Source organism: Oxynema aestuarii AP17 (assembly GCF_012295525.1).
GTDB lineage: Bacteria > Cyanobacteriota > Cyanobacteriia > Cyanobacteriales > Laspinemataceae > Oxynema > Oxynema aestuarii.
The window spans coordinates 4388645-4402521 of the sequence record NZ_CP051167.1 but is presented as its reverse complement, the minus strand read 5'-3'; the positions used below and the strand labels follow the sequence as shown (position 1 = coordinate 4402521).

7 protein-coding genes are annotated in these 13877 nt (G+C 54.4%); 3 read left to right on the top strand and 4 right to left on the bottom strand.

What is annotated here, in order from left to right; translation table 11 throughout:
• The first annotated feature begins 3 nt into the window (after positions 1 to 3).
• Positions 4 to 165 carry a hypothetical protein gene (locus tag HCG48_RS17760; RefSeq protein ID WP_210437074.1) on the top strand — a complete coding sequence of 54 codons (162 nt, stop codon included), beginning with the start codon at positions 4 to 6 and terminating at the stop codon, positions 163 to 165.
• A gap of 9 nt (positions 166 to 174) precedes the next feature.
• Here the strand turns inward: HCG48_RS17760 and HCG48_RS17755 are convergent, their stop codons facing one another.
• The 3 genes from HCG48_RS17755 to HCG48_RS17745 all read right to left on the bottom strand — a co-directional run bounded on the left by HCG48_RS17755 (position 175) and on the right by HCG48_RS17745 (position 2946).
• Positions 175 to 744 carry a Uma2 family endonuclease gene (locus HCG48_RS17755; RefSeq protein WP_168570339.1) on the bottom strand — a complete coding sequence of 190 codons (570 nt, stop codon included), beginning with the start codon at positions 742 to 744 and terminating at the stop codon, positions 175 to 177.
• Positions 745 to 810: 66 nt separating this feature from the next.
• Positions 811 to 2202, bottom strand: a complete 1392-nt coding sequence (locus tag HCG48_RS17750) for a malic enzyme-like NAD(P)-binding protein (protein ID WP_168570338.1) — start codon at positions 2200 to 2202, stop codon at positions 811 to 813.
• 423 nt (positions 2203 to 2625) lie between these two features.
• Positions 2626 to 2946, bottom strand: coding sequence for a hypothetical protein (locus tag HCG48_RS17745; protein ID WP_168570337.1), 321 nt, complete (start codon positions 2944 to 2946; stop codon positions 2626 to 2628).
• Between HCG48_RS17745 and HCG48_RS17740 the strand changes: the two genes are divergently transcribed.
• Both HCG48_RS17740 and HCG48_RS17735 read left to right on the top strand, forming a co-directional pair.
• Positions 2931 to 9464, top strand: a complete 6534-nt coding sequence (locus HCG48_RS17740) for a PAS domain S-box protein (protein ID WP_168570336.1) — start codon at positions 2931 to 2933, stop codon at positions 9462 to 9464. The two genes, HCG48_RS17745 and HCG48_RS17740, sit on opposite strands and share 16 nt — an antisense overlap.
• A 276-nt stretch (positions 9465 to 9740) precedes the next feature.
• Entirely contained in the window at positions 9741 to 12050 is a 2310-nt protein-coding gene (locus HCG48_RS17735) for a hybrid sensor histidine kinase/response regulator (protein ID WP_168570335.1), read from the top strand.
• Positions 12051 to 12431: 381 nt separating this feature from the next.
• Here the strand turns inward: HCG48_RS17735 and HCG48_RS17730 are convergent, their stop codons facing one another.
• The gene (locus tag HCG48_RS17730; RefSeq protein WP_168570334.1) at positions 12432 to 13679 is read right to left on the bottom strand and encodes a WD40 repeat domain-containing protein; all 1248 of its coding nucleotides are present in this window, start codon (positions 13677 to 13679) and stop codon (positions 12432 to 12434) included.
• Positions 13680 to 13877 lie beyond the last annotated feature (198 nt).

Below are 13877 nucleotides of genomic sequence, written 5' to 3'. Positions count from 1 at the left end.
GGAATGCGATCGCCCAACCCGATCGCTCCGATCTTGCAAACTGTGGAAATCGATCGTCCGCAGCAATCGGTGGAGGTGTTGCAACGTCCGACGAATGTATCGGGGGAAGATATTCTACTCGGGTTTCTCTTGCAATACGATCGCCTCTCGATAGAGCAGAATTGACAGGCGAAACTACTCCAGTAACTCCACCGTAAATCCCGGTAATACCGATTCTCCAGAGAGGGAAACGGGGAACGATCGCACCTCAACCGTCGTATGGGGACGGTAAATTTCCACCTGTTGGTTTTGAGGATCGATTAACCACCCTAATTGCAAACCACTCTGGAGATATTCCAGCATTTTCTCTTGGAGAGGTTTAAGGGAGTCACTGCGCGATCGCACTTCGATGACAAACTCGGGACAAATCGGGGGAAATCCTGCTTTTTCTTCCTCCGTTAATCCTTCCCATTTCTCCAGAGAAACCCACGCCGCATCGGGAGAGCGATCGCCTCCCTCGGGTAAGCGAAACAGGGTATTTGAACTAAACACTTTTCCGAGTTGGCTTTGACGATTCCACACCCAGAGTAAGCCAATTAAATCCGCTTCTCGCCCCCCACTGATGCCGCCGACTGGGGGCATAATTACTAATTCTCCTTTTGCAGTTCGTTCTAATTGTAAATCTTGATTGTCCAGACAAAGTTGATAAAATTGGGCGTCGGTGAAGCCGATATTCTCCACATTCAGAATAACTGTATTTAACATTGTTTTCTTGTGAATAAAAATCGGGGTAAGGTGGGCAGTTGCCCACCCTACAACTCTACAGATATTCTAACTGCGGGCGATGCCTTCTTTGCGGGCGGCTTGTTGGACGGCGGCGGAGACTGCAGTCACGACGCGCTTATCGAACACCGAGGGGATGATGTATTCCGGGGTGAGTTCGGAAGGGTTGACCAAGGCGGCGATCGCGTTAGCCGCTTCGAGATACATCGCTTGGGTAATCGACTTGGCGCGACAGTCTAACGCGCCGCGAAAGATACCGGGGAACGCTAGCACATTGTTAATTTGGTTGGGATAGTCACTGCGTCCGGTGGCAATGACGGCGACATCGTCGGCGACCAGTTCCGGCTGAATTTCCGGGATCGGATTGGCCATGGCGAAGACGATCGGGTCCGGGGCCATCGATCGCACCATCTCCGGGGTGAGCACGCCGGGAACGCTGACGCCGACAAAAACATCGGCGCCGACGATCGCCTCGGCGAGGGTTCCGCCTTTTTCCACGGCAAATTCCCGTTTTTCCGGGGTCAAATTAGGCCGATCGCCCGTGATAATCCCTTTCGAGTCGCACATGACGATCGACCGGGCGCCCCCGTCGCGCAGGAGACGGGCCACGGCGACCCCAGCCGCCCCGGCGCCGTTCATGACGATCCGGATCTCGCCCATCGCCTTTTTCACCAGCTTGAGGGCGTTAATCAGGGCCGCTAGAGAGACGATCGCCGTACCGTGTTGGTCGTCGTGAAACACCGGGATATCTAACTCCTGGCGCAAACGCGCTTCGATCTCGAAACAACGGGGGGCGCTGATATCTTCCAAATTGACCCCGCCGAAGACCGGGGCGATGTTTTTGACCGTTTCGACGATTTCCTCGGCATTTTGGGTGTCGAGACAGATGGGGAACGCATCAACTCCGGCAAATGCTTTAAATAACATGGCTTTGCCCTCCATGACCGGAAGGGCTCCCGCCGGACCTAAATTGCCCAAGCCGAGGACGGCGGAACCGTCGGTAACGATCGCCACCGTGTTTTGTTTGATCGTAAAGTTGTATACTTTGTCCGGATCTTGGGCGATCGCGCTACAGACGCGCCCGACCCCGGGAGTGTACGCCATCGCCAAATCCGCCTGAGTCTTGAGGGGGATTTTGTTTTCGATGTGAATTTTGCCCCCTCGATGCAAGTTGAAGGTGCGATCGTAAAGGTTGACGACCTTAATGTCTTCGAGGTTTTTGACACTTTGAACGATTTCTTCGGCGTGTTCCGTACTCGCCGCATCGACGGTGATATCCCGCGTGGTGCATTGCCGCGTTTGGTCGATCAGGTCGATTTGGCCGATATTGCCGCCGACTTCGCCGATCGCCCGGGTAACTCTGGCAAGGCTGCCCGCACGATTGGGAAGTTGCAAACGAATCGTAACACTAAAACTGGAATTTGGAGTCAGTTGGACCATCTTGTTTGTTCTGTTGTAAATCGCATCCCGAAAGATATCCCCGGAAATTAAGATCCTAGCGTCGAGGGGGGCCATTGGCTGTCACTGAATCGCAATAATTGTAAAATGGCGATCGCGGGTTCGCCTTCCCCGAGAACCCAACTTTCGTGCTATCTTGTTCTCCAGATAATATAAAACTTTTCTTTAATACTCTGCGATAACAATGGGTTTAAATGATCTTCCTCTGTATAATATACCTCATTTCTTTTTCCTCGAAACTCGTCGCTTCGCGATCGCCATCGCGGAAATTATCGGGCTAAAATAGTAGTTTACTGGGGCGATCGCCGTCGGGATAGCTGACGAGGTGCTGCATGGCACCGAGAAACTAAGCCCCTTAGCGAACAATCATCAAAACAAGCAATCAACCGGAATTTAACTGTAATTTCACTGCAATTTCAGCGTTGGCAACCGGGGGGAAAGCCGATTCGATCGTGGGTTTTCTCCTGAGACTCGGTCCTGACTTCGGTTACCGAAGGCCATCGACCGCCCGATCGCCGCCATTGCCCCAACAGGAAAGTTTTCGCGATGATTTGCATCACGATTGCCGGGGAGAATTCGCAGTAATTTTAGTTGAAGAGCCAATATTTTTAACAAACTTACTCGACGGTCGATTTTGCTGCGATCGCCGAGAGCATAGGTTACAACAATAAAAACAAGAACAAATAAGATACGAGTGAGGCCAGGTAAAAATGAGCGACCATTCACCCGTCCAAATCTTGTTAGTCGAAGACAATAATGCCGATGCCGAACTCTTAGAAACTTGGTTGCTCGATGTCGAAAAATTTCGCTTTAACTTGACTCGGGCGAGCCGTTTGAGCGAGGCGATCGCCCATGTAGAAAACCAGTCCTTCGACATTATTTTACTCGACTTATCCCTGCCCGACAGTTGCGGACTCGAAACCCTGCATCAATTACAGCAGTGGAACCCCACCTCATGGGACGGCCATTCGCCCCGGTCTTCGATCGCCCTCGTACCGACGATCGTACTGACCGGACTCGACGACGAAGACGTCGCGATCGCCGCCATCCATTGCGAAGCGCAAGATTACCTCGTCAAAGGGCGATTTGACGGACAACTGCTCGTCAAATCGATCCGCTACGCGATCGAGCGCAGTTCCCTATCACGACAGTTAAAACACCTCTCCGAACAACTCGAACACCGCGTAAAAGAACGGACCGCCGAACTCGAAGACGCGATCGCCTCCTTAGAAGCAGAAATCCGCATTCGCAACCAAATCGAAGCCGCTTTAGAAAACAGTTATAACCTCTTAAACGGGGTCGTCGAAAATAGCGACGATGTCATTTACGTCAAAAATCGCGAAGGCTGCTACTTATTAGGCAACGCCAGCCTGGGAAAAACATTAGGATGTAGCATTCAAGATCTGTTCGGCAAAAACGATAGCGAATTGCTCCCCTCAGACATCGCCGCGACCTTGAAAGAACACGATCGCCAGGTCGTCGAGACCGGAGAAAGTCGAACCTTTGAAGAACCGATCCCAGTTGGCGGACAGTGGCGGATCTTTTCGAGCAATAAAAGCCCCTATCGCAACTCCAAAGGGGAAATTGTCGGCTCGATCGGCATTTGTCGGGATATGACCGATCGCGTCGAAATGGAACGACAGTTAAAAAACTTTGCCGAAAAACAAGCCTTATTAATCGAGCATACCCCCCTCGCGGCGATCGAATGGAACGAAAACTTAGAAATCGTCGCCTGGAACCCTTCCGCCGAAAGGATTTTCGGCTATAGCCGCGAAGAGGCGATCGGCGCCGACCGTCGGCTGTTATTTCCCGACGCAGAGATCGAGACCGACGAGGCGATCGCCATTTTAGGCTCGATCGGTGCCGATGGGATGGGCGTGGTTCGCGAACACGTCACCCGGGACGGACGGCCCGTGATTTGCGAGTGGTACAGCACGCCGATTTATCAAGGGGGGGAAACGATCGCCGGGGCCATTTCCTTGATTTTAGATATCAGCGATCGCGTGCGCCAAGAACGGGAAATCCGGGACAACGAAGTTGAATTTCGGGCCTTGTTCGCGGCGATGAACGATATTGTCATCGTTTTAGACGATCGCGGTGACTGTCTGAAAGTGGCCCCGACCCAAGAAAAATTGTTGTACAAACCCCCGGAAGAATTAGTCGGGAAAACCCTGCACGAGATTTTCCCGATCGCCCTAGCGGACGAATTTCTCAACTACATTCAAACGGCGATCGCCTCGCAAACCCCGGTCAAGTGCGAATATTGGTTGCCGATTGGCGATCGCGACATCTGCTTTGACGCCACCATTTCGCCGATGTCCGCGCATACCGTCATCTGGGTCGCCCGCGACATTACCGACCGTCAAAACGCCCAACAGGAGTTACGACAATATCAAAACCATTTAGAAGAACTCGTCCGAGAACGTACCGCCGAACTGGAGTGCGCCAACGCCGAATTACAGGCACAAATCGAACGACGGCAACAGTCGGAAACCGCCTTGCGCCAGAGTGAAACACGGTTTCGGGCGATCGTCGAAGGAACGACGGTTCCCTTAGTGATTACCCGTAACTCCGACGGGACGATCTTTTATACCAATCAATTATTTGGCGAATTAGTCGGTTTGTCGGTGTCCGAGGCGATCGGTCAGTCGGTGCGCCAGTTTTACGCCGATCCCGACGATCGCCCCAGGTTACTGCGACAGGTGGAACGAGACGGTTACGTCCACAGTTACGAACTCCAATTCAAACCAGCCGACGGAATGCTTCGTTGGGCGATGGTTTCCATGCAAAGCATCGATTTCGAGGGCGAGGACGCCTTGCTGGCGACCTTCTACGACATCACCCAACGCAAGCGGATCGAAGAAGCCCTCGCCGCCAGCGAACGGCAGTATCGGTATTTAGTCGAAACCTCTCGGGATTTGATTTGGTCCGTAGATGCGCAGGGGTGTTGGACCTTTCTCAATCCCGTCGCGCGATCGATTTACGGCTACGACCTTGAGGAAATGCTCGGTCGGCCCTTCAGCGAGTTTGCCAGTCCCGAACAGGCCCAAAAAGATTTAGAAATCTTCGCCGGGTTGCTCGCCGGAGAACATCAATCCCTCGTTTACGAAACCCGACACCGACGCAAAGACGGGCGAGCCGTGGATCTATGTTATAACGTCGTCGTCGTGCGCGATCGCGACGGGGCGATCGTCGGGACTACGGGAACGGCAACAGATATTACCGAACGCAAACGGGTCGAAGAAGCGCTCAAATTCACCCAATTTTCCGTAGACCATGCCGGAGATGCCATTTGTTGGGCGACCCCCGAAGGACGCTTTTTATTCGTGAACGAGTCTTTATGTCGCTATTTCGGCTATACCCGCGAAGAATTACTCAATCTGAGCATTGCCGACCTCGACGTTAAATATGGCGGCGATCGCTGGGACGAACAGTGGCAAAATCTGAAAGCGGCGAAAACCCTGACGATGGAAACGATCGGCCAGACCAAAGCGGGGACGCAACGACCCTTTGAAGTGGTCGCCAATTATCTCGAATATCAGGGACAGGAATATCTGTGCGCCTTTCTGCGCGATATCGGCGATCGCCAGGAGGCGGAACGTAAATTGCGCGATCGCGAACAATTTTTACGCAGTATTTGGGAAGGGGCCGGAATCCCGATTTTCGTGTTGGAAGTGGGCGAAGACGGCGAATTTCGCTATGCGGGGGTCAATCCGATCGCCGCAGGGTACAGTCCGATCCCGGCGGCGCAACTGTTGGGACGCACCTCCCGCGAAGTGTTACCGCCGGAAATTGCCGATCCGTGGAATGCCCGTTATCGGGAATGTTGGCAAACAGGCAAGCCGATTTCGTTCGAGGAAGCGTTAGTCGGGGGGGAAACCTGCACCTGGTTTTTAGCGACGTTGACGCCGTTGCGCGACGGGGAGGGACGCATCGATCGCCTGATTTGCAGCGCGATCGACATTACCGATCGCCGTTTGGCCGATCGCGCCTTGCAAGAAAGCCGGGAACAACTCGACAATATCCTGCGGTCCTTGGACGATATCGTCTGGTCTACCAGTGCGGATAATTCGCGCATTTTTTATCTCAACGAGGCATTCGAGCGAGTTTACGGGCGATCGCTGGCGGAAATTCACGAAAATCCCTCGATCTGGTTCGAGGCGATCGCCCCGGAAGACCGGGAGGGTTTGGAACCCCAAGGGGGCAAACTGTGGGAAAAAGGCAGTCACGACCGAGAATATCAAATCGTGCGACCGGACGGGGAACGACGCTGGATCCGCGATCGCGCCCGGGTGATTCGCGACGAGGAAGGCAGCGCGATCCGCATCGACGGGATCGCCACGGACATCACCGAACGCAAAACCTACGAAGCGGCCCTCGATCGCGAACGGCGGCAACTGCGCGAAATTGTCACCCGCGCCCCGGTCGCGATGGCGATGTTCGATGCACCAAAAGAGCCTCTGGGAGAACGCCAATGGCGTTATCTGGCGTACAGCGATCGCTGGGTGGAAGAATACGATCTCGGTGACGAATCTCTCGTCGGACGCACCTTAGGGGAAACGCTGCCCGAATTGGCGCGCCACTGGGCCGACCCGTGCGATCGCGCCTTCAACGGCGAGGCGATTTCCCATCCGGAAGACTGCCTCGAAATCGAGGACGATCGGCGGATTTACCTGCGCTGGGCAATTCAGCCGTGGTACGCCAGCGCCGGGGAAGTCGGCGGGATCGCGATCGCCACTCACATCATCGACGAATTAGTCGAAGCCCGGGAAGCCGCCTTACAAACCGCCCGACTCAAAGCCCAATTTCTCGCCAATATGAGCCACGAAATTCGCACGCCGATGAATGGGGTTTTGGGGATGACCGAGTTGTTGCTGCACTCGTCGCTGACGCCCCAACAACGGGATATCGTGGAGACGTTGCGCTTGAGCGGTCAAAATCTACTGGCCTTAATTAACGATATTCTCGATTTCTCCAAGCTCGAAGTGGGAGAAATGCGGCTCGAAATCCATCCGTTCGACCTCGCCGAAGGTCTCGAAGAATTGCTCAATTTATTCGGCCCGCAAGCTCAAGCCAAAGGGATCGGTTTCGCGATCGTTCTCGATCCGCAGGTGGAGCGCGATCGACGCGGGGATCTGTACCACCTCAAGCAAATTCTCTCGAATTTACTCGGCAATGCGGTCAAATTTACCCAACGCGGTCAGATCCTGTTACGGGTTCGCAACGCGGCGACGCCGCCCGGGGACGAGAGGGCGACGGTGCTGCGCTTTGAGGTTGACGATACGGGAATCGGTATCGATCGCCAAGACCGCGACAAATTATTTACCTGTTTTTCCCAAGTCGATCCCTCGACCACTCGGGAATATGGCGGCACCGGGTTGGGTTTGGCGATCGCCAAGCAACTCGTGGATCTGATGGGCGGCGAAATCGGCCTGGAGAGCGAACCCGGGCGCGGTTCGACTTTTTGGTTCGAGGTTCCTTTAGAATGCAATCGCGACGCCGAACCGAACCCGGAGGCGGGCTGTTTGACGGGTCGGCGCTTGTTGGCGGTTCGCGAACGGGCGGCGGATCGCGAGGCGATCGCGGCGTGGGCGGCCTATTGGGGGGTCGAAGTCACGGAAGCGGCGGACTTGCGGCAGGCGTTGGCACTGGTTTACACGGCGTTGACGGAAGAGCGCCCCTTCGATTTTCTGGCGATCGATTGGGCGATCGTCAAAAGTACGCCGAAGCTGCTCGAACGGCTGTTGCGCGGTAATGCAGCTCTCGCGGGCACGGCGGCGATCGCGATCGGTCTGTTTGCCGAAATCGAACCACTCCAAGCTCTGCTCAATCGCGGTTTTGCCGGATACGCGATCGAACCGCTCGTCCCGTCCCGCTTGCTGCAATGTTTGCGCGGCGAATTGGTCTCGCCGTTACCCACCCCCGGTCAGCCGCGATTTTCCGTTGGAGAGGCTACGGGAACGCCGTTAGCGCCCTCGTCGGGACTGAAAGTGCTGCTGGTGGAAGATACGCCGATCAATCAGAAGGTGGTCAGGGGTCAACTGGAAGTCTTGGGAATTGCGGTGGAGGTTGCCTGTAACGGTCGCGAAGCCCTCGATCGTCTCGCCCGGGAGCGTTACGATTTGGTGTTGATGGACTGCCAGATGCCCGTCCTCGACGGTTACGACGCCACGCGCCAGTTACGCGCTCGCGAAGGGTCTGCAACGGAGCATCGCGAAGGCGGCGAAGGTCGTACGACGGTGGTGGGATTGACCGCCTACGCGATGAAGGGCGATCGTGAAAAATGTCTGGCGGCGGGGATGGACGATTATTTGAGCAAACCCGTCACTGTGGAAGATTTAGAGGGGATCTTGAGACGCTGGACGCCGTGGCAACCCTCGCACGGCGTTCGCGAACCGTCTCCCCAGGAGAATCTCGCTCCCGTGGCGGTGTCGCCCGCCGCTCATGCCCCCAATAACGGCATCCCGGTGGATTTGGCTCATTTACAGAAGGTCTCCCGGGGCGATCGCGACTTCCAACGGGAGTTAGTAACGGTCTTTCTCAACGACTGCAACGATTATCTCGCAGCTCTCAAACAGGGGTTAACTCAGGGAGACGCCCCCCAAGTCGCCCGCGCCGCCCATCAAATTAAAGGCGCCAGTCTCAGTGTCGGCATTCGCACGATTCCCGATTTGGTGGCGACCCTCGAAGAAGATGCACGCCAGGGAAATATTACCCACACCGGGGCGATCGCGACGGCGATCGAAGCGGCCCTGGAACGGGTTCGCCTCTGGGTCGCACAATTCGAGTCGATCTCTCGCGACGCCGAGGCGATCGCCGTAGAAACCCCTCCGGTGGAACCGACACCACCGCAGATCGCATCCCCGCCTCCCTCCGACCCCGAGGAATGCCCGGTGGACCGCGATCGCCTGCACGCCCTCAGTCGCGGCGATCGCGCGTTTCAAATCGAACTGTTGCAGGCGTTTGTAGACGATGCCTCGGGTTATCTTGCCAAGATCGACGCAGCCTTAGCCGCCTCGGACGCGATCGCCCTCGCCCGTCACGCCCACCAGCTCAAAGGGAGCAGCGCCACGGTCGCCATCCACTCGATGCCGGAGATTGCCCACGCGATCGAACAAATGGCGAAACAAAATCAGCTCGATGCCGTTCCCGACTACATGGAGGAACTAGAGACAATTTTCGAGCGCGTTCGAGTATTTTTACGGAGTTTACAGACCGGGAAGTTTGACACTAACCCGGAATAATTCCGCAATTTTACTGAGGAAATTTCAGCATAATTGCGGAAGTTTTTTGGCGGCGATCGGTCATATTGCGGATTACTGTCGTTCGATGGATATGTTTAGCTGGAACCAAGTTGGTATATTCTCGAAAACTCGCTCGGACAGGATAGAGATATTCTCCTATCCCTGGCAACGCTCGCACTTTGGCGCCTTTACCCAATCATTATCAAAAATTTTAGGTTTAAAGGGTGGCGACTTACAAACTCAGGACAGTCATTTACAGGGGAGACTCGAACAAACATGGCTAAAATACTGGTCATCGATGACGACGGCGCGACTCGCTTACTGCTCAAACGCAATTTGCAATTAGAAGGCTATCAAGTCTTTGCGGCGAAGGACGGACGGGAAGGGTTAGAACAAGCCCGCGAACATCGTCCGGACTTGATTATCTGCGATTGGGTGATGCCATTTTACGACGGCGTAGAAGTTTGTCGTCAGCTCAAGGCCGATCCTCGTTTAGGCAATACGTTCTTTATTTTACTGACCTCTTCTCGCGGCGAAATTAACCATCGCGTGGAAGGTTTGGACGCCGGGGCCGATGAGTTTCTCTCCAAACCGATCGACGCGGAAGAGTTATCGGCGCGGGTTCGTGCGGGATTGCGCTTGCAGCAAGTCACCGCACGCTTGAGTGAAGCCAATCGCAATCTGTCGGCGCTGGTTCGCGTTCAGCGTCGCTTGTTGGCGAACGAATCGGTTTGCGTCCCGGGGCGATCGCTCTCCGGTGACGGAACACAAGCAGAAGATCGCTCTAGGAGGTCAACCGGATCGGTGGTCGCCGATGGGTTCGATCTCTCTAGACCTCAGTCCCACCATCTGCCTCGGGATGCAAATTTACTTTGTCCTCAAGATTGTCACGCCCTCGATTTACTCCAACCCATCGGCGAGGCGATTGGCGCCGAACGGGCGTTTTTATGGAAGTTTCAGCCCGCTAATGGCTCGTTTCAGATTTCTTTGGGCTGTTGTTGGTTGGCGGGAAGTCCTCCCTGCGAGGAATCTTGGGAACGAGCGGCAGGGTTTCAGTTTCACGAGGCGTGGCTCGAACGGCTCCGGGACGGGGCGATCGTCGCCGGATACACTGCAGATTTTCCGGCGGAACAACGGCAAAACTTGCAACACGCCGAAGTCGATTCGATCGCGATCGTCCCTTTATCGATCGAGGGGAATTGTTTCGGGGCGATCGTCTTTGAAAACTGTCCCGAAACTGTTGCGGCTTACCAATCCGAAGGAGCTGACGGTAGTTCCGGCGATGTTTGTTGTCCGGTGACGGAAAACAGCCGTTTCGAGCCGACGTCTCCTATCGACATGTTACGGGGTGCGGCGGCGGCGATCGCCCTCCATCTGGACCGTTCGGCGGCGTTAAGCGCTCTCCAAGCCAGTGAGGCTCGCTATCGCGCGATCGTCGAGGATCAAACGGAGTTGATTTGTCGTTTCGATGCCAATGGCAACCTGACGTTTGCGAACGAAGCCTATCGCCGCTATTTTGAACTGGATCGCTGCGAACTCAACGGCGGTTCTCACCTGCCTCTCTCTCCGGATCTCGAACGAGATCTCAGTGAGAGTGCCGCGATCGAGCGCGAGTCGTCTTTGGTGATGTCTAATGGCGAAACTCGTTGGCAACAGTGGAGCGAACGGGCGATTTTCGACGATCGCGATCGCCTCCTCGAATTTCAAGCGGTCGGTCGCGATATTACCGAACGCAAGCGCGCCGAAGAAGAAACACTCAAAGCCCTAGGGAAGGAAAAAGAACTCAACGAGTTGAAAACTCACTTCATTTCAATGGTTTCTCACGAGTTCAAAACGCCGTTGACGACGATTGTTTCTTCGGCGGATTTGTTGGAATTTTATCTCGAATCGGTCAACCACGGTACCCCCGAAAAGCTCGATAACTGTTTGCAACGCATTCAAAAAGCCGCCATCCACATGAACGAATTGTTAGAAGATGTTTTGACTCTGGCGCGCACGGAGTCGGGACGCTTAGAATGCAAGCCCGCTCCCCTGAATTTGAATACATTTTGTCAGGATTTAGTCGAAGAGTTCCAAGGGAATCACGGCGACGATCTCTTCCTCGATTTCCAATGTGTCGGAACCTTGCCAGAGGTCTGTCTCGATCGAAAACTCTTGTATCATATTTTGAGCAATTTACTCTCGAATGCGATTAAATATTCTCCGGAAAATACGGCGGTCGAGTTTCGGGTCTTTTCCGAAGGCGATCGCGCCATTTTTCAGGTCAAAGATTCCGGGATCGGCATTCCCGAAGAGGATTTACCCTATGTTTTTGATGCGTTCCAACGCTGTCGCAATGTCGGTAAAATTGGCGGGACGGGTATGGGATTGGCAATTGTCAAACGTTGTGTCGAACTCCACGGCGGTCACGTGAAAGTCACCAGTCAATTGAAAGGCGATCGCCCGTCGGGAGGAACGACGTTTACGGTGGCTTTTCCGGTCGATGGCAACCCTCGCGAATCTTTATCCCTCACTTCTGCGGCGGCTATTCATCGGGAAGCCCCCGTCGGTAACTCCTCGGGCGATCGTTTTCATACCCATCCATAAGCCAGAGACAATTGAGGGAGAGGAGATCGAATAAGGGGTTATAATACTGGTTTTTAAAAATATAGTCATTTCAATTTAGATTGAGACAGATTCTGGCATTTACAGCGCCTTTAAGAGTGAGTTTACCCACACCCTGTAGAGGTGATTCGCGAATCACCTCTACACAGATATTGTGTCGCATTCTTATTTGAAACCACAATGATGAGAGAGCGAGGGTTTAGAAAAATGGTATTAGATATTTGAAAGAAAATATGAAACAAGTCGGGGCAAAAAATTGTTTGCCCCTACAAGATCTCGTCATCGATGGCAATTGAATCGACCTTAATTGTAATAACTATAAACTATAAACTCTATAACTCTAAAATCTAAACTCTAAAATCCCTAAATCGTCCACAGCTCGATCGCCCCGCCAAATCCCCCACTCGCCAATAACATTTTTTGACGGGATTGCGGATAGGTGGTTCGCACGGTATAAGCGACGCTGTTGACCCAACCGCTATGAGAGCGCACGCTGCCGAGTAATTCCCCCCGATGCAAGTCCCAAATGGAGATCGTGCCGTCGCGACTGCCACCGATCAGGGTTCGACCGTCCGGCGCGATGCTGACACTATTCACCCGTTCCTCGTGGCCACACAAAGTATGTTGCAATGTCGCTACGGTTCCCAAACCGCGACCGAATAACTTCCAAACGGCGATCGTCGTATCGGTACTATAGCTCACTAAGTGCTTTCCAGTGGGGCTGAACGCGACCCCGACCACTAACCCTTGATGAGCCCGCAAGGTTTGAAATGACTGTCCGGTTTCGAGATCCCACAACTGAATCGTCCGGTCCCAACTGCTACTGGCGACGATCTTTCCGTCGGGACTGACCGCCACCCCTTCGACGCGACTTTGATGACCGAGTAAGGTGCGCTGCAAGGACGCCGAACCGGAACGTCTCCCCTGACTGAGATCCCAGATGTCGATCGTGCAGTCCGCACTTCCCGTCACTAAGGTGCGTCCGTCCGGGGTGTAGGCGAGGCTGTAAACGGCCCCGGTATGACCTTGTAAGGTACCCAGGGGATTGCCACTGCTCGTATCCCAAATCTTGATCGTGCCGTCGCTGCTGCAACTGGCGCAGGTCGGGCCTTGGGGGTTGAAGGCGATCGCGTTGACCCAATCCCCGTGACCCTGTAAGGTTTTTAGTTTTTTACCGCTACTGATATCCCACATGGCGATCGCCTTGTCCCCACTCCCACTGGTGGCTAAGGTCTGTCCGTCGGGACTGAAGGCGACACACAACACCAACCCTTTATGACCGTTGAGGGTATCGATCCGAGTCAGATATTCGTAAGGATTGACCGTTGCAAGGGCTCGCTTAACTTCCGGTTCCGATCGCTCCCGCAGCAGCAAATAGGCGGATTTCTGAATTTGCGGATCCGCATCTTTGAGGGTTTCGACGATTAACTCTAACCCCGGTTGACCGTAGTGCAAGGCTTGATGGAGGGCGTTAATTTTCTGCTGTACTTGCGCCGTCGCCAAGCGTTGCTTCACCCCGTCGAGTCCGCCGAGGACGGCACCGGAAAGCGGCAGGTTTTGACCGCCTAAAACGAGGTCGTAAGTTTTCGGTTGTGGGGGGCAATCGGTCATGATCGGTTGATTTCAACAGCAATGGGAGCCGTTCTCGGGAACGGTCACCATTTCGGAGCTAACCGTTCCTCTCTTTTCTACCATTTTCGGCGGCGATCGCCCCCCTCGGTCGCCAGTTGACCCGAGGCGATCGCCTTTTTACTGCTCCCACCAATAATGCCAATCGCCGATCGCTTGTCGGGAACGTTCGTCTGCATC

Coding starts and splice junctions, on each gene's coding strand:
- HCG48_RS17730 (WP_168570334.1), bottom strand. CDS start 13,679: ATGACCGATTGCCCCCCACAACCGAAAACTTACGACCTCGTTTTAGGC.
- HCG48_RS17750 (WP_168570338.1), bottom strand. CDS start 2,202: ATGGTCCAACTGACTCCAAATTCCAGTTTTAGTGTTACGATTCGTTTG.
- HCG48_RS17735 (WP_168570335.1), top strand. CDS start 9,741: ATGGCTAAAATACTGGTCATCGATGACGACGGCGCGACTCGCTTACTG.
- HCG48_RS17740 (WP_168570336.1), top strand. CDS start 2,931: ATGAGCGACCATTCACCCGTCCAAATCTTGTTAGTCGAAGACAATAAT.
- HCG48_RS17760 (WP_210437074.1), top strand. CDS start 4: ATGCGATCGCCCAACCCGATCGCTCCGATCTTGCAAACTGTGGAAATC.
- HCG48_RS17755 (WP_168570339.1), bottom strand. CDS start 744: ATGTTAAATACAGTTATTCTGAATGTGGAGAATATCGGCTTCACCGAC.